Origin of the sequence: Erwinia amylovora, assembly GCF_017161565.1 — a bacterium.
GTDB classification, from domain to species: Bacteria; Pseudomonadota; Gammaproteobacteria; order Enterobacterales; family Enterobacteriaceae; genus Erwinia; species Erwinia amylovora.
The window spans coordinates 3,235,659-3,258,508 of the sequence record NZ_CP066796.1; the positions used below are offsets into that span (position 1 = coordinate 3,235,659).

At 56.2% G+C, this 22,850-nt stretch carries 23 protein-coding genes and 1 pseudogene; 4 read left to right on the forward strand and 20 right to left on the reverse strand.

The annotated features are described in order from the left end of the window. Positions 1-42: 42 nt before the first annotated feature. The gene (gene bamJ / locus JGC47_RS14820) at positions 43-663 is read right to left on the reverse strand and encodes a BamJ family beta-barrel-assembly machinery protein (protein ID WP_004160096.1); all 621 of its coding nucleotides are present in this window, start codon (positions 661-663) and stop codon (positions 43-45) included. Positions 664-988: 325 nt separating this feature from the next. Between bamJ and JGC47_RS14825 the strand changes: the two genes are divergently transcribed. Beyond that, positions 989-1,537, forward strand: coding sequence for a LysM-like peptidoglycan-binding domain-containing protein (locus tag JGC47_RS14825; protein ID WP_004160098.1), 549 nt, complete (start codon positions 989-991; stop codon positions 1,535-1,537). A gap of 50 nt (positions 1,538-1,587) precedes the next feature. Here the strand turns inward: JGC47_RS14825 and rplI are convergent, their stop codons facing one another. The 5 genes from rplI to yjfP form a co-directional block, all read right to left on the reverse strand. Next, complete coding sequence (gene rplI / locus JGC47_RS14830) at positions 1,588-2,040, reverse strand: 50S ribosomal protein L9 (protein ID WP_004160101.1); 453 nt, start codon at positions 2,038-2,040, stop codon at positions 1,588-1,590. A gap of 38 nt (positions 2,041-2,078) precedes the next feature. Then, positions 2,079-2,306, reverse strand: a complete 228-nt coding sequence (rpsR, locus tag JGC47_RS14835) for a 30S ribosomal protein S18 (protein ID WP_000135199.1) — start codon at positions 2,304-2,306, stop codon at positions 2,079-2,081. A 4-nt stretch (positions 2,307-2,310) separates the two neighbouring features. Next, positions 2,311-2,628: a primosomal replication protein N gene (gene priB / locus JGC47_RS14840; protein WP_004160103.1), complete on the reverse strand. Its 318-nt coding sequence runs from the start codon at positions 2,626-2,628 to the stop codon at positions 2,311-2,313. Positions 2,629-2,633: 5 nt separating this feature from the next. Beyond that, positions 2,634-3,029 carry a 30S ribosomal protein S6 gene (gene rpsF / locus JGC47_RS14845; protein ID WP_004160104.1) on the reverse strand — a complete coding sequence of 132 codons (396 nt, stop codon included), beginning with the start codon at positions 3,027-3,029 and terminating at the stop codon, positions 2,634-2,636. Between the two features lie 207 nt (positions 3,030-3,236). Further along, positions 3,237-3,995, reverse strand: a complete 759-nt coding sequence (gene yjfP / locus JGC47_RS14850; RefSeq protein WP_004160105.1) for an esterase — start codon at positions 3,993-3,995, stop codon at positions 3,237-3,239. Between the two features lie 193 nt (positions 3,996-4,188). On the opposite strand from yjfP, the gene JGC47_RS14855 reads away from it, so the two are divergent. Together JGC47_RS14855 and bsmA are read left to right on the forward strand one after the other, a co-directional pair. Next, on the forward strand, positions 4,189-6,123 hold the full coding sequence (locus tag JGC47_RS14855) for a methyl-accepting chemotaxis protein (protein ID WP_004164814.1): 1,935 nt from the start codon (positions 4,189-4,191) through the stop codon (positions 6,121-6,123). 43 nt (positions 6,124-6,166) lie between these two features. Next, positions 6,167-6,493: a biofilm peroxide resistance protein BsmA gene (gene bsmA / locus JGC47_RS14860; RefSeq protein WP_459178092.1), complete on the forward strand. Its 327-nt coding sequence runs from the start codon at positions 6,167-6,169 to the stop codon at positions 6,491-6,493. 65 nt (positions 6,494-6,558) lie between these two features. On the opposite strand, the gene rlmB is transcribed toward bsmA, so the two are convergent. The 14 genes and pseudogenes from rlmB to nnr all read right to left on the reverse strand — a co-directional run bounded on the left by rlmB (position 6,559) and on the right by nnr (position 22,721). Then, positions 6,559-7,296, reverse strand: coding sequence for a 23S rRNA (guanosine(2251)-2'-O)-methyltransferase RlmB (rlmB, locus tag JGC47_RS14865; protein WP_004160115.1), 738 nt, complete (start codon positions 7,294-7,296; stop codon positions 6,559-6,561). Positions 7,297-7,373: 77 nt separating this feature from the next. Beyond that, positions 7,374-9,806: a ribonuclease R gene (rnr, locus tag JGC47_RS14870; protein WP_004160121.1), complete on the reverse strand. Its 2,433-nt coding sequence runs from the start codon at positions 9,804-9,806 to the stop codon at positions 7,374-7,376. 16 nt (positions 9,807-9,822) lie between these two features. Further along, positions 9,823-9,984 (reverse strand): annotated as a pseudogene (locus JGC47_RS17695) (nucleoside transporter); the annotation flags it as partial. Positions 9,985-10,272: 288 nt separating this feature from the next. Continuing rightward, positions 10,273-11,571, reverse strand: a complete 1,299-nt coding sequence (locus JGC47_RS14875) for an adenylosuccinate synthase (protein ID WP_004160126.1) — start codon at positions 11,569-11,571, stop codon at positions 10,273-10,275. A gap of 121 nt (positions 11,572-11,692) precedes the next feature. Further along, the gene (locus JGC47_RS14880; protein ID WP_004160128.1) at positions 11,693-11,833 is read right to left on the reverse strand and encodes a DUF2065 family protein; all 141 of its coding nucleotides are present in this window, start codon (positions 11,831-11,833) and stop codon (positions 11,693-11,695) included. A 136-nt stretch (positions 11,834-11,969) separates the two neighbouring features. Next, on the reverse strand, positions 11,970-12,974 hold the full coding sequence (gene hflC, locus JGC47_RS14885) for a protease modulator HflC (protein WP_004160130.1): 1,005 nt from the start codon (positions 12,972-12,974) through the stop codon (positions 11,970-11,972). Between the two features lie 3 nt (positions 12,975-12,977). Further along, complete coding sequence (hflK, locus tag JGC47_RS14890; RefSeq protein ID WP_004160132.1) at positions 12,978-14,231, reverse strand: FtsH protease activity modulator HflK; 1,254 nt, start codon at positions 14,229-14,231, stop codon at positions 12,978-12,980. A 117-nt stretch (positions 14,232-14,348) separates the two neighbouring features. Then, complete coding sequence (gene hflX, locus JGC47_RS14895) at positions 14,349-15,629, reverse strand: ribosome rescue GTPase HflX (protein WP_004160133.1); 1,281 nt, start codon at positions 15,627-15,629, stop codon at positions 14,349-14,351. Between the two features lie 230 nt (positions 15,630-15,859). Beyond that, positions 15,860-16,171: an RNA chaperone Hfq gene (gene hfq, locus JGC47_RS14900; RefSeq protein WP_004160134.1), complete on the reverse strand. Its 312-nt coding sequence runs from the start codon at positions 16,169-16,171 to the stop codon at positions 15,860-15,862. A 102-nt stretch (positions 16,172-16,273) separates the two neighbouring features. After that, positions 16,274-17,224: a tRNA (adenosine(37)-N6)-dimethylallyltransferase MiaA gene (gene miaA, locus JGC47_RS14905; protein ID WP_004160135.1), complete on the reverse strand. Its 951-nt coding sequence runs from the start codon at positions 17,222-17,224 to the stop codon at positions 16,274-16,276. After that, complete coding sequence (gene mutL, locus JGC47_RS14910) at positions 17,217-19,058, reverse strand: DNA mismatch repair endonuclease MutL (RefSeq protein ID WP_004160136.1); 1,842 nt, start codon at positions 19,056-19,058, stop codon at positions 17,217-17,219. The genes miaA and mutL overlap by 8 nt, the downstream gene beginning before the upstream one ends. 14 nt (positions 19,059-19,072) lie before the next feature. Beyond that, on the reverse strand, positions 19,073-20,728 hold the full coding sequence (amiB, locus tag JGC47_RS14915; protein WP_004160143.1) for an N-acetylmuramoyl-L-alanine amidase AmiB: 1,656 nt from the start codon (positions 20,726-20,728) through the stop codon (positions 19,073-19,075). After that, complete coding sequence (gene tsaE / locus JGC47_RS14920; RefSeq protein ID WP_004160145.1) at positions 20,728-21,204, reverse strand: tRNA (adenosine(37)-N6)-threonylcarbamoyltransferase complex ATPase subunit type 1 TsaE; 477 nt, start codon at positions 21,202-21,204, stop codon at positions 20,728-20,730. Before tsaE ends, amiB begins: the two co-directional genes overlap by 1 nt. Next, the gene (gene nnr / locus JGC47_RS14925; RefSeq protein ID WP_004160147.1) at positions 21,201-22,721 is read right to left on the reverse strand and encodes a bifunctional ADP-dependent NAD(P)H-hydrate dehydratase/NAD(P)H-hydrate epimerase; all 1,521 of its coding nucleotides are present in this window, start codon (positions 22,719-22,721) and stop codon (positions 21,201-21,203) included. The genes tsaE and nnr overlap by 4 nt, the downstream gene beginning before the upstream one ends. Here nnr and JGC47_RS17820 point away from each other — a divergent pair. After that, positions 22,720-22,842: a hypothetical protein gene (locus tag JGC47_RS17820; protein WP_004160149.1), complete on the forward strand. Its 123-nt coding sequence runs from the start codon at positions 22,720-22,722 to the stop codon at positions 22,840-22,842. The two genes, nnr and JGC47_RS17820, sit on opposite strands and share 2 nt — an antisense overlap. Positions 22,843-22,850: the final 8 nt, after the last annotated feature.

The window sequence follows — 22,850 nt, forward strand, 5'->3', positions numbered from 1 at the left end:
AGGGCATTCCGGCGCTATACGCCGGCCGGAATGCCAGCCGATTTACAGAATTTCTAACAGTTCGACTTCAAACACCAGGGTGCTGAAAGGCGGGATAGAGGCACCGGCACCGCGTTCGCCATAAGCGAGGTTGTGAGGGATCACCAGCTGCCACTTGGATCCGACCGGCATCAGGGTCAATGCTTCAATCCAGCCAGGGATCACACCGCTGACCGGAAATTCAGCCGGTTCGCCACGCTGTACGGAGCTGTCAAACACGCTGCCGTCGATCAGTTTACCGGTGTAGTGAACGCGTACACGATCCTGGCGGGATGGGATTGCACCTTCTCCCTGAGTCAGTACGCTGAACTGCAGCCCGGTCTCAGTGCTGCTGACGCCTTCGCGCTGCGCATTCTCTTCCAGAAACTTCTGACCTTCCGCTGCCAGAGCCTTTTGACGCTCCTGGCGAACGTCTTCGGCGCGTTCGTGCACTTCACGCAAGGCGCGGTGAACGACATCTACAGGCACCGCCGGGGCATTCCCTTCCAGCGCATCGCGCAGACCTGCCAGTAGAGCTTCAGGCTGCAAACCCTGCAGGCCAGATTCCTGCAGCTGCTGACCGACCTGTAAACCGATACCGTAACTTGCTTGCGCTTCCACGCTGTCAAAAGAAGGGGTAGTCATGGATTTTCCTTTCATCATTGATAAAACCGAGAGCGAAGCATAACAGCGCAGACAACGGGCGTAAAATCCCATATTCCCCTGGTGACTTTTCACAGCGAAACGGAAACAATACCTTTCCCGTTTTCCAGCCGCAGAACGGCGAGCGGACGGCTACTGATACCATCAGGCCACCGTTCGTCTGCTAAGCTACAAAGTATCAGAGGTAAAAATGGGCCCAATAGCCCGCAGGCCAGGGAGAAGCCCGCCGCTTGTTGCCAGCCATACCAAAAAATGGCTTGCGCAAAGCTCACCGTTTGCGCGATTTTCGCGTCAGGAGGAGGCCGTCATGCCACAAGTTTCGCCCGGTTCACATTTATTATCATGGCCCAGCCGCCTGTGGCATCTGCCAGAACAGATAAGCTGGATGGATCCCCTGCCCGCTCCGCATCGCCGTGGCATTATTGCCGCTGCGCTGTTGATGCTGCTGGCGTTTTTGTGGCCGTCCCCCCCTGAGCAGCGCAGCGTGCGACCCGTCACGCCGCTGCAAAGCGGCTCCGTCGCCACTGAACCCCCGGTACAGGCGCAGCTCACTGACGTTTCACCTTCCCCTCTCGCCCCCCAGCCTGATGCAGAAGGCCAGTGGCGAAATTACACCGTTGCTTCGGGCCAGACGCTGGCACAGCTATTTCGCGATAACAATCTGCCGGTGAATGATGTGTTTGCCATGGCTCAGGTAGAGGGTAATGATAAACCTCTCAGTACCTTGCACAGCGGTCAGACGGTGAAAATTCGTCAAAATGCGCAGGGTGTGGTGACCGGCCTGACGCTGGATAAGGCTAACGGCAGTATTTTGTTTAGCCGCCAGCCGGATGGCACCTTTATTCAGGCTCAGTAGAAACAAAAACGCCGACCCTGAGGTCGGCGTTTTGTATCGGGCTTTAGCGATTAAGCTTCAGCAACGATATTTACAATCAGTTTAGCGAAGACTTCGCTGTGAACCTGGAAGTCCACTTCGTGCTCACCGGTAGTACGCAGAACGCCATTTGGCAGACGAACTTCGCTTTTCGCCACTTCAACGCCAGCTGCAGTTACTGCATCAGCGATGTCGCGGGTACCGATGGAACCGAACAGTTTACCTTCGTCGCCTGATTTAGACGCAAGGGTAACGGTGCCCAGTGCATTGATTTTCTCTGCACGCGCATTAGCTGCTGCGAGAACGTCAGCCACTTTGGCTTCCAGTTCTGCGCGACGTGTTTCGAAGAATTCAACGTTTTTCTTGGTTGCAGGAACAGCTTTGCCCTGTGGAACCAGGAAGTTACGGGCGTAGCCCGCTTTAACGTTGACCTGATCGCCCAGGCTGCCCAGGTTTGCTACTTTATCAAGCAGAATAACTTGCATTACCTTATCCTCTTAAAGTCGTTGATGGACAGTTGCCGTTACTGATGACGATCGGTGTACGGCAGCAGGGACAGGTAACGCGCGCGCTTGATAGCACGAGCCAGCTGACGCTGGTATTTAGCGCGAGTACCGGTGATACGGCTCGGTACGATCTTACCACTTTCGGTGATGTAATTTTTCAGCGTTGCGATATCTTTATAATCGATCTCTTGAACGCCTTCCGCGGTGAAACGGCAGAACTTGCGACGACGGAAATAACGTGCCATTTGGCTAGTCTCCAGAATCTATCAATTCAATCTGCTCGGCATGCAGTACGATTTTGTTCAGGCCATTGCGCCCTTGATGGCTACAAATAAACCCCTGAACCGTAAGCTGCGTGCCGACCGTTATACTTTGAGTAATGGCCTGATGGGCTTTGCCGCTGATGATCACCGGCATCCGGCACCAGGCCTGCCGGTTAAAACCGGCTTCCACCTGCAGTGAACGATGCTCAAGCACCAACTGGCAGTGTGGAATTCCTGACGGGCTGACTTTTCGCATCGGTGCCTTGCACACGGTGCCAGACAGCGTCAGCCGATTAGCCGTCACGGAAATTACTCTTCAGAATCCCCAGCATCTGCATCATCAGAGGTTTCGTTAGCAAAATCTTCACGACGCTCACGGCGCTCGTCTTTCGCTTTAACCATCGGAGATGCTTCAGTTACCGCGTGCTTAACGCGCATAACCATGCTGCGGATAACGGCGTCGTTGAAGCGGAAGTTAGTTTCCAGCTCATCGATCGCTTCCTGTGGAGCTTCCACGTTCAGCAGAACGTAGTGAGCTTTGTGCAGTTTATTGATCGGGTAAGCCAGCTGACGACGGCCCCAGTCTTCCAGGCGGTGGATCGTACCTTCTGCACCAGTAATGGTGGCAGAATAGCGCTCGATCATGCCAGGAACCTGTTCGCTTTGGTCAGGATGAACCATAAATACGATTTCGTAATGACGCATCGAATTTGCTCCTTACGGATTATTCAGCCTCCTGTCAGGGTCAGCCGTGGCCCATGGAAGCAAGGAACGTTGTTTGTGTACGGCTGAAAAATTGACGCGTAATCATACTGGCGAGACGGCGGAAACACAAGGTAAAGATCGCCCCTGAAAAAAATTCAGCAGGCGGATAAAGGAGCCCCCTGGCACCTGTGCATCCCCCCAAGGCTATCAGGTGGCTTTTCCATCGCCAGCAGATAATGGCAGATGATGGGCAAAAAAAGCCTTCAGTGCCGCCAGCGCCGGAGGGGTAATACGGTGACCCACACCTTTTTCGATCAAATATGTCAGATTGCGATCCAGGCCGCTGTGTCGCAAGGCCTGCTCTAAACGCACGCTTTCGGCGACCGGCACCACTTCGTCGGCATCACCGTGCCAAACCAGCAGGGGGCGGTTGGCAAAGCGCGCCAGCTGGTGACTCACGTCATACTCCGCCAGCTGTTTTTCCTGTTCAGCACGATCTGCCGCCCGCGGCGGGAACAACGTTGACGCCAGCTGGCGGTAATAACCGGAACCCATCAGGCACGCACAGCTGTGCAGCTGTGGGTAGCGCGCTAATGCCCCCAGGGCAGTCATTCCGCCCATGGAGGCGCCCGCCACCGCCAGACGTGCCCCCTCTACCAGCTGATGCTGGCGCAGCGCCCGTTCAATCTGTGGCAGCTCATCAATATTGGTGCGCAAAATCTCCCAGAAGCGCGTTAGCCGCCGCTCGTCATCACCGTCATACCGCGCACCGTGCATATCGGCATCCGGCAGTACGGCGCGATAACCCGCCTGCGCCAGCGCCACGGCAAAGTAGGCGTACACCTCTTTCGACGAACTGTAGCCATGATAGAACAGCACGGTGGGTAACGCCTGATACCGTTTACCGGCCGGAAAAGCATGTAAACATTCGATTTCTGCGAAACGTTCGGTATTCAGCTCAATCATGATATCTCCTGTTGATATTTAGCTAATCCCGCAGCAGGAGCGGGCCGGTTGGGGGTTTTGACGCACGGAGCAAACGCAACCAGGAATCCCCCCCAGGAATATGCATTAAGAATAAGCCTTTAATTTTAAAGAGAATATTATATTTTTCTTCCGTATAATTCGCGTTTTCACTCAAATGATATAAGGCATAACAATGAAGCGCTTCTTTCTTAAAACAAGGAGCTTGGGCGTGCAACTTTCAGTACTGACTTCGTTCAGCGTGGCGGTGCTGCTGTTAATTTTAACGCTAACCCTGAGTTACAATGCTGCACAGCAGGTTCGCGCCCTGGCCATGGCAGATATGCAAAATCAGGTGGACGGTATTGGCGATATGGCCAGTATGCTTAACACCAGCCTGCGTGAGGAAGTGAGCAACTACAGCCAGCTGTTCCGGAGCTACCTGCCTGGACCTTTTTCGCTGGATGAGTCCCGGAACATTCAGGTTGGCTCACTTTCCACACCGATGCTGCGCGCCGGCGTGCGTCAGCTGAATCTCGATCAGGCGCTGGTCGATGATTTCCAGCAGCGCACCGGTGCGATTGCCACAATTTTCGTACGCAGCGGCGATGAGTTTGTGCGTATTTCCACCTCATTGCGTAAAGAGAATGGCGAGCGCGCACTTGCTACCCGGCTGGATCACAATAGTCCGGCATGGCAACCGCTACACAAGGGCGAGGTTTTCCAGGGCGTGGCCCTGCTGTTTGGCAAACGCTATATCACCCAGTACCAGCCGTTGCGCGATAAGTCAGGCCGCATTATCGCGATTCAGTTTATCGGCATGGATATCAGCAAACAATATCACGCGATCCGTGAAAAAGTGCTGGCAAAACATCTCGGCGACAGTGGTTCTTTCTACGTGCTTAATAGCACTGCTGGCCCCCATCGCGGTCAGTATCTGCTTCATCCTGGCCAGGAAGGTCAGCTGCCGGACCTGCCGCTGGCGGCGCAGCAGCAGATACTCAGTCAGCCTCAGGGGACGCTTGAATGTGTTGATGACACGAGTGAAGCAAAAATGCTCACCTGGCGTTATCTGCCCGAGTGGAATTGGGTGGTGGTTGGCGAGGTTCACAAGAACAACCTGCTGGCCCCGGTAAAGCATACGCGCAATCTGTTTCTGCTGATCGGTGCCGCGCTGGTGGTGGTGTTCGCCGGGCTGTTCATCTGGGCGATCCAACGCTGGCTGAGCCACCCGCTGCACAGGGTGATTAACCTCGCGCAGCAGTATGCGGCTGGCAACCTGCTGGCCACGCTGAAAACCCGGCGCCAGGACGAGGTCGGGCAGCTGATTGTGGCGATTAACGGAATAGGCGACGGTCTGCAGCAGGTGGTCGCCCAGGTGCGTAGCGCCGCCGATGAAATCTCCAGCGGTACAGATGCGATCGTCAGCAGCAGCAGTGAGATCAGTAAGCAGATTTCCCGCCAGGCCAGCAGCGTGGAGGAAACCTGTGCCAGCATGGAGCAGCTGGGTGCCACGGTGGAACAAAATGCGCACAATGTGATGCAAGCCCTGAAGCTGGTCGGTGAAGCCGCTGAAGCCGTCAGCCAGGGCGGTGAAACCGTCGGTCGTTCAGCCGCCACGATGTCGGAGATCAACTCTGCTGCGCAGAGCATTGCAGATATTACGCAAGTGATTGAATCCATTGCTTTCCAGACTAATATCCTCGCACTGAACGCGGCGGTTGAAGCGGCCCGCGCCGGGGAACAGGGAAGAGGCTTCGCCGTCGTCGCAGCCGAAGTGAGAGCCTTATCGCAGCGCAGCGCGCAAGCGGCCAAAGAGATCGATCGGCTGATCGCCGATTCGCTGGATAAAGTGGTACAGGGGCAACAGCTGTCGGGTCAGACGCGACAGGCGATGGATAATATCACCGCCCGCATTGAACAGGTGAAAACGTTGATGGGTGATATCAACATCGCCTCACAGGAGCAGTCCAGTGGTATCGGTCAAGTGAATCAGGCAATGGCACAAATCGGTCAGGCTTCGCAACAAAACAGCCAGCGCGTTGCCGACTCCGAAATGACGGCGCAAGAGCTGAACAGCAAGGGGCGTTACCTCAATGAACGGGTAAAGGTCTTCCGCGTCAGGTCATAAAATGACCTATACTAAGAGCTATCATTCCTTTGAGGTAATGATGATGCGTAAGATAGCCGCTGTACTCATAACGCTTCTGCTTAGCAGTTGCCATTCACTCTATCACTCGCCACAACCTTTACCTGCGCCAACGGCTCAGGCACAGGAAATTGGCCGTGCACAGAGCACTGGCTTGTCGCGCCTCGGCATTGTGAACGTGACGATTGAAGGCTCTCCCGACGATGCAGGGCGGGCGCTGGCGGCCAGGGCCAACGCTGCCGGAGCTCCCTACTATCAGATCCTGGCGCTCTCTGAAAAAAGGAGGGGCGGCATCTGGTATGGTTCAGCGATCTTATATGGTCCGGCAGGAGCGGCCACCCGCGCGAACTGAACCAGCCAGATAAATAACGTGACGGGCAAGTCAACTACCGGGGCGCAGAACGCGCCCCGATATATTTATTTCACGCTGCGCTGGCGCACCGCTTCGAACAGACAAACCCCGGTTGCCACCGAGACATTAAGCGAAGAGACGCTCCCCGCCATCGGAATACTGATTAGCTCGTCACAATGTTCACGCGTCAGACGGCGCATTCCTTCCCCTTCGGCGCCCATCACCAATGCCATCGGCCCGGTCATTCTGCTTTGATGCAGGGTGTGATCGGCCTCACCGGCGGTGCCGACAATCCAGACATTCGCTTCCTGCAACACGCGCATGGTACGTGCCAGATTGGTCACGCGGATCAGTGGGATATGCTCTGCCGCGCCGCTGGCCACTTTTTTCGCCGTGGCATTCAGCGCTGCGGAACGGTCTTTCGGCACAATCACCGCGTGAACGCCGGCGGCATCGGCGCTGCGCATACAGGCCCCGAGGTTGTGCGGGTCGGTGACGCCGTCAAGGATCAGCAAAAACGGGTTTTCCAGGCTGGCCAGCAGATCCGGCAGATCGCCCTCCTGATACTGACGCCCGGGCTTGACGCGCGCAATAATGCCCTGGTGCACCGCTCCCTCCGATGTGTTATCCAGCATCTGCTTATTCGCCACCTGAATGACGATGCCCTGCGCCTCCAGTGCTTTCACCAACGTCTGCAGACGCCGGTCATCACGGCCTTTCAGGATAAAGACTTCCTGGAAACGCTGTGGGCAGCTGTCAAGTAGCGCCTGTACGGCGTGGATACCAAAAACAATTTCACTCATGTTTCACATACTCAAAGGTCATTGATAGCGGCGATCCTTAGGCCGATCGCCCGGTGTTGATGGTTTACCGCGTTGCGTTATGCGTCGTCGCCTTTCTTCGCACGTTTGGCTCGCGCAGCAGACGCAATTTTGCGACTTTTGTCCGACGGTTTACGCGACTTTTTCGTTTTTGCCGCAGCCGGGTCGCCGTCAGCAGATTTCGCCGGGCGGAAAGCGCTATCCGGCTCAAAGTTTGCCCCCTTACGCGGTGCACGACGACGGCTGCCGCTATTTTTGGCTTTTTCACGCTCGCGTTCGGTTTTGCCCTCGCCACGCGGTTTACGGCTGCTGGAGATCAGCGCGAAGTCGATTTTACGCTCATCCATATGCACGGCATCCACGCGGACTTCCACCGTATCGCCCAGGCGATAGGTACGACCGCCGGACTCACCAATCAGTCGCTGACCGACGGCATCAAAGCGGTAGTAATCGTTATCCAGCGTCGAAACGTGTACCAGCCCGTCGATAAACAGATCGGTCAGGCGCACGAAGAAACCGAAGCCGGTCACGCTGGAGATCACGCCGCTAAAGGTTTCCCCGACCTGATCCTGCATAAAGTCACATTTCAGCCAGTCGGCTACGTCACGCGTTGCTTCATCGGCGCGGCGCTCGGTCATTGAACAGTGCTGGCCAAACTGCAACATCTGCGGCATTTCATAGTGGAAGCCGCCATTTGGCGTGGTATTGCCCTGTAATGTACCCGCCTCTTTCGCCAGCAAATACTTGATCGCCCGGTGCAGTAACAGGTCAGGATAGCGGCGAATTGGTGAGGTAAAGTGCGCGTAGGACGCCAGCGCCAGGCCAAAGTGACCCCGGTTTTCCGGATCGTAGACCGCCTGCTTCATCGAGCGCAGCAGCATGGTTTGCAACATTTCGTGGTCCGGGCGACCGACGATCTGCTTCAGCAACTCGGCATAATCCAGCGGCTGCGGCTTGTCACCGCCGGGTAGCGTCAGCCCCAGCTCGTTCAATACCGAGCGGAAGCTCTTGACATTTTCTTCCCCCGGGCGGTCGTGATCGCGGAACAGCGCCGGTTCGTTATTCTTCTCAACGAAGCGCGCCGAAGCGATGTTAGCGAGGATCATGCACTCTTCAATCAGCTTATGCGCATCGTTGCGCACCACCTGCTCAACGCGTTCAATGCGTCGGTCGGCATTGAAGATAAACTTCGCTTCCTCGGTTTCAAACGAGATGCCGCCGCGCTGCTCGCGGGATTTTTCCAGCGCCAGATACATGCGGTGCAGCTCTTCCAGGTCTTTCACCAGCGGCTCATAATGCTGACGCAGCTCCTGGTTCCCTTGCAGAATGTTCCACACTTTGTTGTAGGTCAGGCGGGCAAAGGAGTTCATCACCGCTTCGTAATGCTTATAGCCGGTTAGCTTGCCGGTGGAAGAGATGGTCATCTCACACACCATGCACAGACGGTCAACCTCCGGGTTCAGTGAACACAGGCCGTTGGACAGCACTTCCGGCAACATCGGCACCACCTGCGACGGGAAATAGACCGAGGTCCCACGGTTGACCGCTTCATCGTCCAGCGGCGTGCCGGGACGCACGTAGTAGCTGACGTCAGCAATGGCCACCCACAAACGCCAGCCGCCGCCGCGTTTGCGTTCGCAAAACACCGCGTCATCGAAGTCACGCGCATCTTCACCGTCAATGGTCACCAGCGGCAGATCGCGCAAATCAACGCGGCCACGCTTGGCCTCTTCCGGCACTTCTTCACTCAGATGAGCAATCTGTTTTTCCAGCGTTTCCGGCCAGACATGCGGAATATCATGCGTGCGCAGCGCCATATCGACGGCCATGCTGGTGCCCATGTTATCGCCAAGGACTTCCACAATTTTGCCTACGGCTTTGGTGCGGCGGGTCGGGCGCTGGGTCAGTTCAACCACCACCACAAAGCCCATACGCGCGCCCATTAGCTCTTCGGCGGGGATCAGTATATCGAAGCTCAGACGGCTGTCGTCCGGCACCACAAAGCCCACGCCGGCATCGGTAAAGTAGCGACCCACGATCTGGCTCTTACGCGGCTCCAGCACGCGAACCACACGCGCTTCGCGGCGGCCTTTGCGGTCGGCACCCATTGCCTGTGCGAGGATCACATCCCCGTGCATGCACATTTTCATCTGCTCGGCAGAAAGATAGAGATCGTCCTTGCTGCCTTCAATGCGTAAGAAACCAAAGCCGTCGCGATGGCCTATCACCTTACCTTTTAGCAGATCCAGGCGTTCCGGCAGCGCGTAACACTGGCGGCGGGTGAACACCAGCTGCCCGTCGCGTTCCATCGCACGCAGTCGGCGACGCAGCGCCTCGGTTTGTTCTTCTCCGCTAATGTCTAATTCTTGCGCCAGCTCTTCACGGCTGGCTGGCTTTTCGCGTTTGTCCAGATGGGCAAGAATGAATTCGCGGCTCGGAATAGGGTTGTCGTATTTTTCAGCTTCTCGTTGCTGAAAAGGATCGTGTGACATCGAGGTTCCTCCGTTGTCAGCGACTGAGTGAAGGGTATTCAGTCAGCAAAATTGGGTAGAGCAGATGGTTGTCTTCAACCAGTTCGGCTTGGGTGTATCGGTCCAGCTCGTGCAGATAACTTTGCACCCTTTCATGCGCGGCTGTTTTCAGGCGGCAGGCTGAGGTGATATGACAAAAATTGACTGCTATTGCTCATCCGGCCCGTGCGCAGCGAAGCGGGACAGAACAGCGCACGTAAACCATCATCTGTGAAGCGGATTAGCTGCACGGTAACCTCAGGGATCCAACGACAACTGACGTTGCCATCCGCTCAAGAATGTATTTGTTAGCAATGATAATAAACCAGCCGTCGTGTTGCAGGCCAATATATTTAAGCAGCGGGAATAAACGACAACAACAGACGGGAACGGCAGAGTACCGGTGCAGAGTAAGATCTGGCCGGGCAACGCCCGGCCTGAAGCAGAATTATGCGTCAAACGGATCGCGCAGAATCATGGTTTCGCTACGATCCGGACCGGTAGAGATGATATCAACCGGGACTCCGGTCACCTCTTCAACACGCTTGATGTAGTCACGCGCTGCCTGCGGCAGACCGTCCAGCGTTTTGACGCCGAAAGTGGTTTCGCTCCAGCCCGGCAGCGTTTCGTAGATGGGCTCAATGCCTTCCCAGCCTTCTGCTGCCAGCGGCGTGGTGGTCACCTCGCTGCCATCCGGCATACGATAGGCCACACAGATCTTCACTTCTTTCAGCCCGTCCAGCACGTCGAGTTTGGTCATACAGAAGCCCGACAGGGAGTTGATCTGCACCGCACGGCGCACGGCGACCGCGTCCAGCCAGCCGGTACGACGACGACGTCCGGTCGTTGCGCCAAACTCGTTGCCCTGTTTGCACAGGAACTCACCGGTTTCATCAAACAGTTCTGTTGGGAACGGTCCTGCACCCACGCGGGTGGAGTAAGCTTTTACAATGCCCAGCACGTAATCAACATAGCGCGGGCCAATGCCGGAGCCGGTTGCTACACCACCGGCCGTGGTGTTAGACGAGGTGACGTACGGGTAAGTACCGTGATCGATATCCAGCAGCGTGCCCTGAGCGCCTTCAAACATGATCAGATCGCCACGCTGACGCGCGCCGTCCAACAATTCGGACACGTCAACCACCATGCTGGTGAGGATATCGGCAATCGCCATGACGTCTGCCAGTACTTTGTCGTAATCAACGGCTTCTGTTTTGTAGTAGTTCACCAGCTGGAAGTTGTGATATTCCATCACTTCTTTCAGCTTCGCGGCGAAGGTCTCTTTATTGAACAAATCGCCTACGCGCAGACCGCGACGGGCAACTTTATCTTCATAAGCAGGACCAATACCACGACCGGTGGTGCCGATCGCTTTCGCACCGCGTGCTTTTTCACGCGCCACATCCAGCGCCACATGATACTCAAGGATCAGCGGGCAGGCTTCGGAAATGAACAGACGTTCGCGTACCGGGAAACCTCGATCTTCCAGACCTTTCATCTCTTTCATCAGCGCAGCCGGAGACAGCACAACACCGTTGCCGATGATGCTGGTGACGTTTTCACGCAGGATACCAGATGGAATTAAGTGGAGGACGGTTTTCTCACCGTTGATGACTAGCGTATGGCCAGCGTTATGGCCTCCCTGGTAGCGTACTACGTATTTAGCACGCTCGGTCAGGAGGTCAACAATCTTACCTTTACCTTCGTCACCCCATTGGGTGCCCAGTACGACGACGTTCTTACCCATTTTCAAAATCACCGATTGCTTAAAAAAGGATTCTACCATCGTCATTTTCCTCTTTCAGCTGTTTTAGCATACGATTGCGCTCTTTTTAGCTAAAATGTGTTTTGCGCAGCTTTTCGAGCGTTCAACCAGCGGGAGTAAGGCTTAGCAGGTAACAGATGACCATACCCGCTACCACCAGGTCGCCCCCCACCCGGCGCAGCAGGCTGTCCGGCATCTGCGCCAGCGCCATATTCATGCGCCGCCACAGGCGCGGCCTGAACATCGGCCCCACTCCGCCAAATATCAACGTTTATCCCAGCGCCATCCACACGGTGATATGCTGTTAGTTCACTTAGCGCTTTCGTTACTGCAAAAAAAAGGGCCGGAAAATCCGGCCCTTTGACTATGATAGCAAATGATTAACGTGTGGTGGTAGCAGGACTTTTCATAAAGCGGAAGAAGTCGCTATCCGGGCTGAGCACCATCACATCCTGGTTGCTTTTGAAACTGTTGTCATAGGCACGCAGACTGCGTACGAAAGCATAGAAGTCCGGGTCCTTGCTGAACGCATCGGCAAACAGTTTTGCCGCTTCAGCATCACCTTCACCCTGAGTAATCAGCGCCTGACGGCGGGCTTCTGCCAGCGTGTGCTCAACCTCGTAATCCGCCTGTGCACGAACTTTAGCCGCTTCTTCCGCCCCCTGAGCACGCTGGCTGCGGGCAACAGATTCACGCTCGGCGCGCATACGTGCATAGATGGCGTCAGAAACTTCGGTCGGCAGGTTAATCTGCTTGATACGCACGTCAACGACCTGAATACCCAACGCAGCCATGCTGTTCGGGTTGATAGCGGGTTCGTTACTGTTGGTCTCCCGCTCAACGCGCTTGGCGACTGAGGCAATCGCATCATCGGCGGCCGGCGTCGCGACATCATCATCCTGGCCCACGCTGCCGGTATTCAGCGCATCGCGTACGTCTGTAGTCAGACGGCCACGGGAATCGGTGACGATATCCTTGACATCCAGACGACCAATCTCAGAACGCAGACGGTCACTGAACTTACGTTTCAGCAGGACTTCAGCCTGAGAAACATCACCGCCGCCGGTGGCGAGATAGTAACGGCTGAAATCGCTAACGCGCCATTTGATGTAGGAATCTACGATCAGATCTTTCTTCTCTTTGGTGACGAAGCGATCGGCCTGGTTATCCATGGTCTGGATACGCGCATCGAGTGACTTCACCGACTCCAGGAATGGGATCTTGAAATGCAAACCTGGCGCGTACACCAGCGGTTTATTCTCGTTATCTCGCAGAACTTTGCCGAAGCGCATGACAATGCCGCGCTGGCCTTCCTGCACGACAAACATTGACGTGTACAGCACCATCAGCACAACAATCAATACAACGATTAATGGCTTACGCATCGCTTACTCTCTCCCTTCGCGCTGGGTATCGGAACGCTGAGCATTCACCCGGCGCTGATCCATAATGTCGTCCGGACTGAACGACGAACTGCTGTTGGCGCGTTCGTTGCTGTCAGAAGCAGGAGGCAGACGCAGCAGACGGCTGCTTCCATCCTGTGCATTGCCGGTTGATGCGCCAGCCTGACCACGCATCAGCTGGTCCAGCGGCAGCACCATCAGGTTGCTGCCCTTATCGTTAACCAGCACCTTACGGGTATGGCCCAGTACGCGTTCCATGGTTTCGATATACAGGCGTTCCCGCGTAATCTGCGGTGCTGCTTTATATTCCGGCAGGATACGGGCAAAGCTGTCCACTTCACCCTGCGCTTCCAGAGTGACGCGGGCTTTATAGGCACGGGCCTTTTCCAGAATGCCCTGCGCATCACCACGGGCACGCGGCAGTTTGTCGTTAGCATAGGCTTCGGCTTCACGCACCGACTGCTCGCGGTTTTCACGCGCGGCAATCGCATCATCGAAGGATGCTTTAACATCTTCCGGTGGGCGCGCCGTCTGGAAGTTAACGTCCAGCAGGGTAATGCCCATATCGTAAGGACGGATGGTTTCCTCCAGCTCACGCTGCGTATCGCTACGCACCACGGTGCGGCCTTCGGTCAGAATGCGATCCATGGTCGAACGACCGATCACGCCACGCAGTGCGCTATCAGTTGCCTGACGCAGACTGTCATCAGCGCTGGTCACGGCAAACAGATAGCGTTCAGGGTTGGTCACGCGGTACTGAACGTTCATTTCAACACGTACCACATTCTCATCCGAGGTAAGCATGGTGCCGGAGGCAGACAGCTCGCGCACCGATTCCACGTTCACCGCACGCACCCGATCAATAAACGTCGGTTTCCAGTTGAGCCCCGGCTCAACCAGGTGGCTGAATTTACCAAAGCGCGTTACCACGCCCCGTTCAGCCTCTTTGATGGTATAGAAGCCGCTGGCGGCCCAGATAACCACTGCGGCCACAGCCACAATGCCAACCAGTCGTCCGCCATTTCCAGCGGCGCGCGGTGTACCGCCATTGCCGCCACCGCCTTTTTTACCACCGCCCAGGCCACCAAGCTTATTGCTCAGTTTACGGAAGATATCGTCCAAATCAGGTGGCGCTTTGTCGCGCCCCCCTTTATTTCCCCCAGAGTTGCCGCCTTGATTATTGCTGCTTCCCCACGGGTCGCGGTCCTGTCCGTTATTTCCGGGCTGATTCCACGCCATGTTTATACTCCATTAATAGTGTGTGCGGTGGTACCCCAAAAAGGGATACACATGTCAGGCAAAATCAGGCTGCGTCCCGCCACTGCGCGCGAGCCTCGCTGCCGGGACATAGCCTTGTTAAACAATGTAATCCACCAGCTCTGGTTCCTGTTTACACAGGCGACGCCAGTCGACAATCGGCATACGTATCTGCAATCCCAGGCTGCCATCCTCTTCGTTCCACTCTTTCTCTATCGCCCGCAGTTGGTAAAAACGACTGCGCAGCCGTCCGGCTGCTGGCGGCAGACGTAACTCAAACTGCGCAATCTCACCGGCCAGACGCTCGGTCAGCGCCTGAAACAGCAGCGGAATGCCTTCTCCGGTTTGCGCGGAAAGCCATACCCTGACAGGCAGATTTTCTTCATCACGATCGATACGCGGTACGAAGCCGTCCAGCATATCGATTTTGTTCATCACCAGCAGGCTGGGGATGTCATCGGATTCTATCTCTTCCAGAACCACATTGACCGCGTCGATGTTCTCTTCGATCCGCAGATCCGCTGCATCAACGATGTGCAGCAACAGAGCGGCTTCACGGGTCTCCTGCAGCGTGGCTTTAAATGCAGCCACCAGGTCATGCGGCAAATGGCGGATAAAGCCGACGGTATCCGCCAGTACCACTTCGCCGACATCGGCAACATCAACACGACGCAGCGTTGGATCGAGCGTGGCAAACAGCTGGTCGGCTGCGTAAACCTCCGCCGAGGTTAAGCGATTAAACAGCGTGGATTTACCCGCATTGGTATAACCTACCAGCGACACGGTCGGCACATCCGCTTTGTTACGTGCCTGTCTGCCCTGCTCGCGCTGTTTTGACACGCGCTCAAGGCGGGAAAGGATCAGGGTGATACGGTTACGCAGTAATCGACGGTCGGTTTCCAGCTGGGTCTCACCGGGGCCACGCAGACCGATTCCGCCTTTCTGGCGTTCGAGGTGCGTCCAGCCGCGTACCAGACGCGTGGCAAGATGGCGCAGCTGGGCCAGCTCCACCTGCAACTTCCCTTCATGGGTACGGGCGCGTTGAGCGAAAATGTCCAGGATCAGCCCGGTGCGATCGATAACCCGGCACTCGCACAGCGCTTCAAGATTGCGTTCCTGTGCCGGACTCAAGGCGTGATCGAACAGCACCACCGTGGCACCGCTCTCTTTTACCGCATCGGCAATTTCTACCGCCTTTCCTTCACCGACAAAATACTTGGGGTGAGGCGCTTTACGGCTGCCGGTCACGACACGCAGCGCTTCAACACCGGCGGACGAAACCAGGGTTTCAAATTCCTGTAGATCATCCGTATCTTTGTCTTGAGAAAAATAGATGTGCACCAGAACGGCCTGCTCACCGGCATCATAACGGTCAAACAAACTTAAAACCTCTCAATACCTTGTTAAACCTGCTGCGCGTTGGCCACACTGCGTCAATATCAGATTCAGGATGCGCGTCCGGTTTAAAGAACGGCGTTTTGTATGGCCTCACGCCATATCAGCTGCGCGATGTGGAAAATCAGACGATATGTCATTACCACTTGGAGGTACTGCCAGGACGGGGGTCCGGGACACAAAGACTCCCCGTCGTGGAGGAACGGTCACGCTGGTTATTCGGCGTCAGCACTGTCTTGCTGAGGCTGAGAAGAAGGCGCCTGATTGCTACTGCTATGGTGATAGTTGTTGCTACCGCCACCGGTATTATTGCTATGATGAGAAACCGGACGGGACGGAACAACGGTAGAAATAGCGTGCTTATACACCATCTGACTAACCGTATTTTTCAAAAGAATTACAAACTGGTCAAACGACTCGATCTGGCCCTGCAGTTTGATACCATTTACTAAATAAATCGAAACCGGAACACGTTCGCGACGCAATGCGTTTAAGAACGGGTCTTGTAATGATTGCCCCTTAGCCATTCTGTCTTTTCCTTATATGCTTGTTGTTTGTAACTTGAGAACCATGCGGTTCGAAATACAACGAAAAAAATTTGCGCAAAGTAATGTACCAATTGTACACAATCACCCAGGCTTCGCACTAAGAACCTGTAGCACTCTGCTATACGCCGCATCAGGTTGTTCGCTATCAAGCCAGTGAACATCTTTCCAGCCGCGTAGCCAGGTCATCTGGCGCTTAGCTAACTGTCGGGTGGCACAAACTCCCCGATAAACCATGTCATCGTAGTTAATTTCACCCGATAAATATGACCACATCTGGCGGTAACCAACGCAACGAACGGAAGGCATTTCCGTATGCAAATCACCTCGTGCAAAGAGCGCCCGAGCCTCCGCTTCAAATCCTGACGCCAGCATCTGGTGAAAACGCTGCTCGATGCGCTGGTGGATCAGTTCGCGGCTCGCCGGAGCGATAGCAAATTGTGAAACATCATACGGCAGAGCCTGACCCGACGTTTTTATCAGTTCGGTTAAAGTTTTACCCGAAATAAAAAAAACTTCCAGTGCTCGCGAGAGTCTCTGCGGATCATTCGGATGAATACGATGGGCCGCAACGGGATCTATATCACATAACTGCCGATGTAGAGCTTGCCAACCGGCTTCGCGCGCCATTTGCTCTATACGCTGACGAACTTCCGGATCGGCCGAGGGCAGCGGCGATAATCCTTCCAGTAACGCCTTGTAATAGAGCATTGTGCCGCCAACAAGCAGCGGAATATTGCCACGCCGGGTAATCTCCGCCATTTCTGCCAGCGCATCGCGACGAAATTCGGCGGCCGAATAGGCCTCTGAAGGGTCGCGGATATCCAGCAGGCGATGGGGTGCAAGCGCCTGTTCTTGTGCAGAGGGTTTAGCGGTGCCAATATCCATACCACGATAGATCAGCGCCGAATCAACGCTAATCAGCTCTACCGGCAGCGCCTGGCGTAGTGCAATCGCCAGAGCGGTCTTGCCGGAGGCCGTCGGCCCCATCAAAAATATGGCCTTAGGCAGGCCAGCCGTGGATTGTTCACTCATGGTTCAGGGCGTTCATCGCCATTTCAATATCGACGTTTTGTAATAATCCGGAAGGTGGTGATTTCACCAGCTGCGGGCAAAGTCTTTCGACTTCTGCCAGCAGGGTAATCGCCTGCGAATGATTCCAGTGCTGATGCTCAGATGCCGACTGACGCGCCAGCCACTGCGCCAGCTGATATGCTGTAACCTCTTGATGACGCGCCAAATACCCTAGCATTTCTGGAATCAAGTTTTGTAAATTTTGTTGGCGTAACGGTAAAGGCACGGCGCGCAGCATCACGTGATGCGCATCAAACAGCAGGTCAATGCCCATCTGATTCAGTAAAGCGTTGCAGCGGCTCCCGGCGTCACGTTCGGCCTTCTCCAGCTTCAGCCGTAGCGGAATCAATAACGGCTGCGGTTTCAGCCCCTCACTGCCGGGTTCCAGCTGCGCCTGTTTCAGCCAGCGCGCGGCCACCGCCAGCGCCAGCAGCGCCAAACTATTCTTAGCTTCAAGCAGCGCGTACTGTTGCTGAACCACCGTCAGCACACGGCCAAAGCTATGCGTATGCCCGCTTAGCGGAGGCTCTTTGTTCTGCGTTGCGGATGCAGGTGCAGTCTGCGGTTCTTCACTGCGCGCGGGCGTTTGCAGCAGCTGTTGATAGACCGCACCTTCACGCTTTTGATACACCGGTTCCTGACGCTGCCAGCTGCCACCGCCGGTTAACGCCGGACGTGGGGCAGCGGCGGGGGCTGTGGCTGGGGTAGAGAAGTGGTTGCCTCCCGCCGCCTGGCGGTTCTCCGGCTGCCAGCGTTCAGCGGGCTGAACAGTGGCGATTTCCGGCAGCGTCTCTGCTCCGCTTTCCTGTAACACGCTAACCACGCCCTGATAAATAAAGTCGTGCACCAGCCGCGACTGATGGAAGCGCACCTCATGTTTGGCCGGATGGACGTTAACATCCACCTGGTGCGGGTCGATTTCCAGATAAAGCACGTACGCCGGCTGATGCCGATCTCCCAGCTTGTCCTGATAGGCTTGACGGATGGCATGATTGATCAGGCGGTCACGCATCATGCGGCCATTAACATAACAATATTGCAGTTCGCTTAACGTTTTAGAACCCACCGGATCCGCCACCCAGCCGTGCAGATTCAGCTCACTATGCTGCCAGGCAATTTTCAGGGCGTGAGTGAGAAAGGCGGTGCCGCAGATGGCACCAAGACGACGCTCACGCTGACCGTCATCGCTCACGGCGCGATATTGCCGTACCAGCTTGCCGTTGTGACTGAGCGAAATGGCCACGTCAAAACGCGCCAGCGCAATGCGCCGGATAATCTCATCAATATGGGTGAATTCGGTTTTCTCAGTGCGCATGAATTTGCGCCGCGCCGGGGTATTGTAAAACAGATCCAGCACTTCAAGCGTGGTTCCCACCGGGTGCGCGGCTGGCTTAACGGTCACCGCCTGATCGCGACCTTCCGCATAGGCCTGCCAGGCTTCACTTTGCGCTTCAGTACGCGAAGTCAGCGTCAGACGAGATACCGAGCTGATACTGGCCAGCGCTTCGCCGCGAAAGCCGAGGCTGATAATCGCCTCCAGGTCATCCAGGCTGGCGATTTTACTGGTTGCATGACGGGCTAATGCCATCGCCAGTTCGCCTTTATCGATCCCGCAGCCGTTATCACGAATACGGATCAGCCTGGCCCCGCCCTTTTCGATGTCGATATCAATGCGCGTGGCCCCGGCATCCAGGCTATTTTCCACCAGCTCCTTCACCACCGACGCCGGGCGTTCTACCACCTCACCGGCGGCGATCTGGTTAGCAAGCTGCGGCGGTAAGACCTGAATGGGCATTGAATATCCTTAGGTTATGAGGTGGGTATGGTCAGCGTCTGCCCCAGCATCACATTCTGTGACTTCAGCTTATTCGCCTGCTGGACAGCCTGTGGACTGACGCCGTAATGGGCGGCAATGGCCGTCAACGAGTCACCGCTCACCACTTTGTGCTTTACTGACTTTTCACGCTTTGCCACGCTCGCGACCTTGCTTGCTGCCGGGACTTTCAGGCGCTGCCCCACCCATACCACGTCATTTTTAAGGTGATTCATCCCGCGAAGAGTCGCCATGCTGACGCCGTAATGTGCCGCAATGCCGGACAGCGTTTCCCCGCGTTTCACCACATGGCGCTGGCTCGCCCCTGCATAGGACAGGCTGGCCGCTGGCGGATCCGCTTCTGGTTCAACCGCCGCTGCGGGCTGCAACGGTCGGTTTTCCTCCTTTGGGAAAGATTGCAGCGGGTGCGCCAGGAAATAGTTGCGCAAGCCTTTATATATCGACTCGGCAATCTTCTGCTGGTAAGCGCTGCTGCCCAGCAGCCGCTCCTCCGAAGGGTTACTGATAAAGCCGGTTTCTACCAGCAGTGAGGGAATATCCGGCGAGCGCAGAACGCCCAGGCTGGCATGTTCCGGTCTACGCTTATGCAGCGCGCCCACACGCTGCAGCTGCCCGATCACTTTTATTGCCACATCATAACCCACCCGCTGCGAGTGGCCGAATTGCAAGTCCAGCACTGCCTGGCTCAGATACGGATCCATCTGGCTGTTGGCCAGCAGATCTCCGGCACCGCCCAGCAGCTCGGACTGCTTCTCATGCTGCTCCAGCCAGCCCGCCATTTCGCTATTGGCACGGCGGTTAGACAGCACCCAGACCGAGGCACCGGAAGCGTTGCGAGCAGGCGCAGCGTCTGCGTGGATGGAAACCAGTAAATTGGCATTTTGCTTACGCGCCACGTCCGAACGACCCATCACGGAGATAAAATAGTCACCTTCACGGGTCATTACCCCTCTAAACATCGGGTCGGCATTCAGCAACGCCCTTAATTTGCGGGCAATGGCAATGGTGACGTTTTTTTCTTTCAGACCGCCGCCGCCAACCGCGCCGGGATCCTGCCCGCCGTGTCCGGCATCAATGGCGACAATCACCGTATCGTTGCTGCTGCGCGCCCGGCGCGGACGTGCCACCTCATCACCGCTGCTGACACGGGTCACGCGATCCTCGTCGAACGGACTTTTGGGCGAACTGGCCGCACGCGAAATAACGTTGCCGCTGGCGTTTACGCTGCGGCTGGCCGCGAGTGCGGGCTGGTTGCCGGTGATAGTAAACACCACCTTGTAACGGCCGTCGCGCCGGGTAACCGCGCGGGTTTTGCCGCGACGGGTCAGGTCAAAGACCAGGCGAATGCTTTGGCTGTCTTTTGCCGTACTGGCACGAATACGTTTAACAATGTTGTCGCCGCTGAAATCCAGCGGCAACCCGCGCACAATGGCGCTCTGGCGAATATCCAGCACGACGCGTTCCGGATTGTGCAGCGGGAAAAAGGCATAAACTGGCTGACCGGCAAAGCTCAGAGTGATCTGCGCTTCGTTGCTGCCGTTAGAAACGTTGATATCTGACAAATTGGCGGCTACAGCAGCGAACGAGCAGCAGAACAGCGCCAGCAGCCAGCAGCACATCAGGCGCCGCATCATGCTTCACCCCGTTCAGCGGCAATGCGCTGCACCATCACCTCACCGACCGGCGAACAGGCGCGCAGCACAGCTTCACGCGCATGGCCCTGGTAACTGAGATGCAGTTCCAGATCGGGTTCAGGCAGCACGCCTGCGCCCTGCTGCGGCCACTCCACCAGGCACACGCTGTCAGGGCCGAAGTAATCACGTATGCCCATAAACTCCAGTTCTTCCGGGTCAGACAGGCGATAAAGATCGAAGTGGTACACACGGCGATCGGCCAACATATAAGGCTCGACCAGGGTATAAGTCGGGCTTTTCACGTTGCCCTGATGACCAAGCGCCTGCAAGAATCCCCGGCTAAAGGTGGTTTTACCCGCTCCCAGGGAACCGTAAAGATAGAGAGTCGCCGCGCCTTCACAGGTGCGGGCCAGGCTGGCACCCAATTCAAGGGTTGCTGCTTCATCGGGCAATGCAATTACACAGGTCTTCATTCTTTCGTATTCAAGATCTCAGGATTGACAAACAAATACAGCGCGGAGAAGAGATCGGTAGCCAACATGCCGCGTGTACCACGGCGTTGTGCCACCGCATCAGCTGCCGCGCCATGCGCTACGCATCCTGCACAGGCGGCATCGAACGGTGGAAGCTTTTGCCCCGCCAGGCTGCCGATGATACCAGATAACACATCTCCCATCCCCCCGCTGGCCATCCCGGCGTTACCAACGTCAGCGAATGCCAACTTGTCCCCGCCTGCAATCAGCGTACCGGCACCTTTCAGCACCACCACGCCGCCATAACGTTTGACCAGCCGGCGTACCGCCAGTAAGCGGTCACTCTCAATTTCAGCGGTTTTGACATTTAACAATCGGGCTGCTTCACCGGGATGTGGCGTAATGATTCGATTTTGACGTTTATCGGGGCTGATTGCCAGCAGGTTAAGCGCATCAGCGTCCCAAAGCATGGTTTTCTGCGAGTTTTCTACCTTCTTCAGCGCTTCCTTACCCCATTGCCCCTGCCCCAGCCCCGGGCCAATAACAATCACATCCGCCCACTCCAGCCCGGCATCGAGAGTTGAGCGGCTCAGTCCCTGTACCATTAGCTCGGGGCGCGCGGTGAGCAGCGGGCCGATATTCTCTTTGTGAGTAAGTACTCGCACCATCCCTGATCCGCTGCGCAGTGCCGCTTCTGCCGTCATACGAATGGCACCTGCCGTGCCGTGGTCACCACCAATCACCAGCAACCGACCCTGATCGCCTTTATGCGAGGTAGGACGGCGCGATGGCAGCCAGTTTGCCAGATGGCTGGCATCATAGCGCGCCATCGGTGCTGATTGAGTGGCCAGCCACGGCTGCAGGCCAAGACTGTGATGGTGCAGCTGCCCAACGCAATCACGCGCCTTACCCGTCAGCAGGCCCGGTTTAAGGGCTATAAACGTGAGCGTATGCGAAGCATGTATCACCGATCCTGGCGTTGTGCCGTTAGCAGCCACTAACCCAGATGGAATATCCAGCGAGAAAATCGGCGCGGGATGGCAGTTGGCCTGGGCGATCAGCGCAGCATAAGCCGCTGCTGGCGCACGATTCAGCCCGGTACCTAGCAGGGCATCGACAATCAGATCTGTCGGTGCAGGCCAGGCAATCGCCGCATCATGAATCACACCACCTGCCGCCAGCCATGCCTCACGCGCCTGCTGCGCCTCTTTCGGCAGGGATTGACTGCCTTCTACGGCAACCAGCGTTACCGCCAGTCCGGCTGACTGTGCCAGCCGGGCCACAATGTAACCATCCCCACCGTTGTTGCCGTGCCCACAAAGGATCAGCCAGTGTTGCGCGGCTGGCCATTGCTTACGCAGCATATTAAAAGCCGCCTCTCCGGCGCGCTGCATCAGTTCAAACAGGGTTATCCCAAGGCAGTCGGCTCCTTGTTGCTCTATGTGCGTCAACGCTTCCGCTGGCCAGACAGAATCAGGCAAACTGGCGTGGTCGTTTTGCAGGTTCAGGTGATTCATGTCGCATCCTCTCGATTTACATCAATCTGACTTTAACATTAATCACTTTAGCGGGTTAAACCAGACCATGCTGGCCGGGAATGCAACCGGTTACGCTGCGGCGGGGCAACGCATGCGCTAACAGGCTGC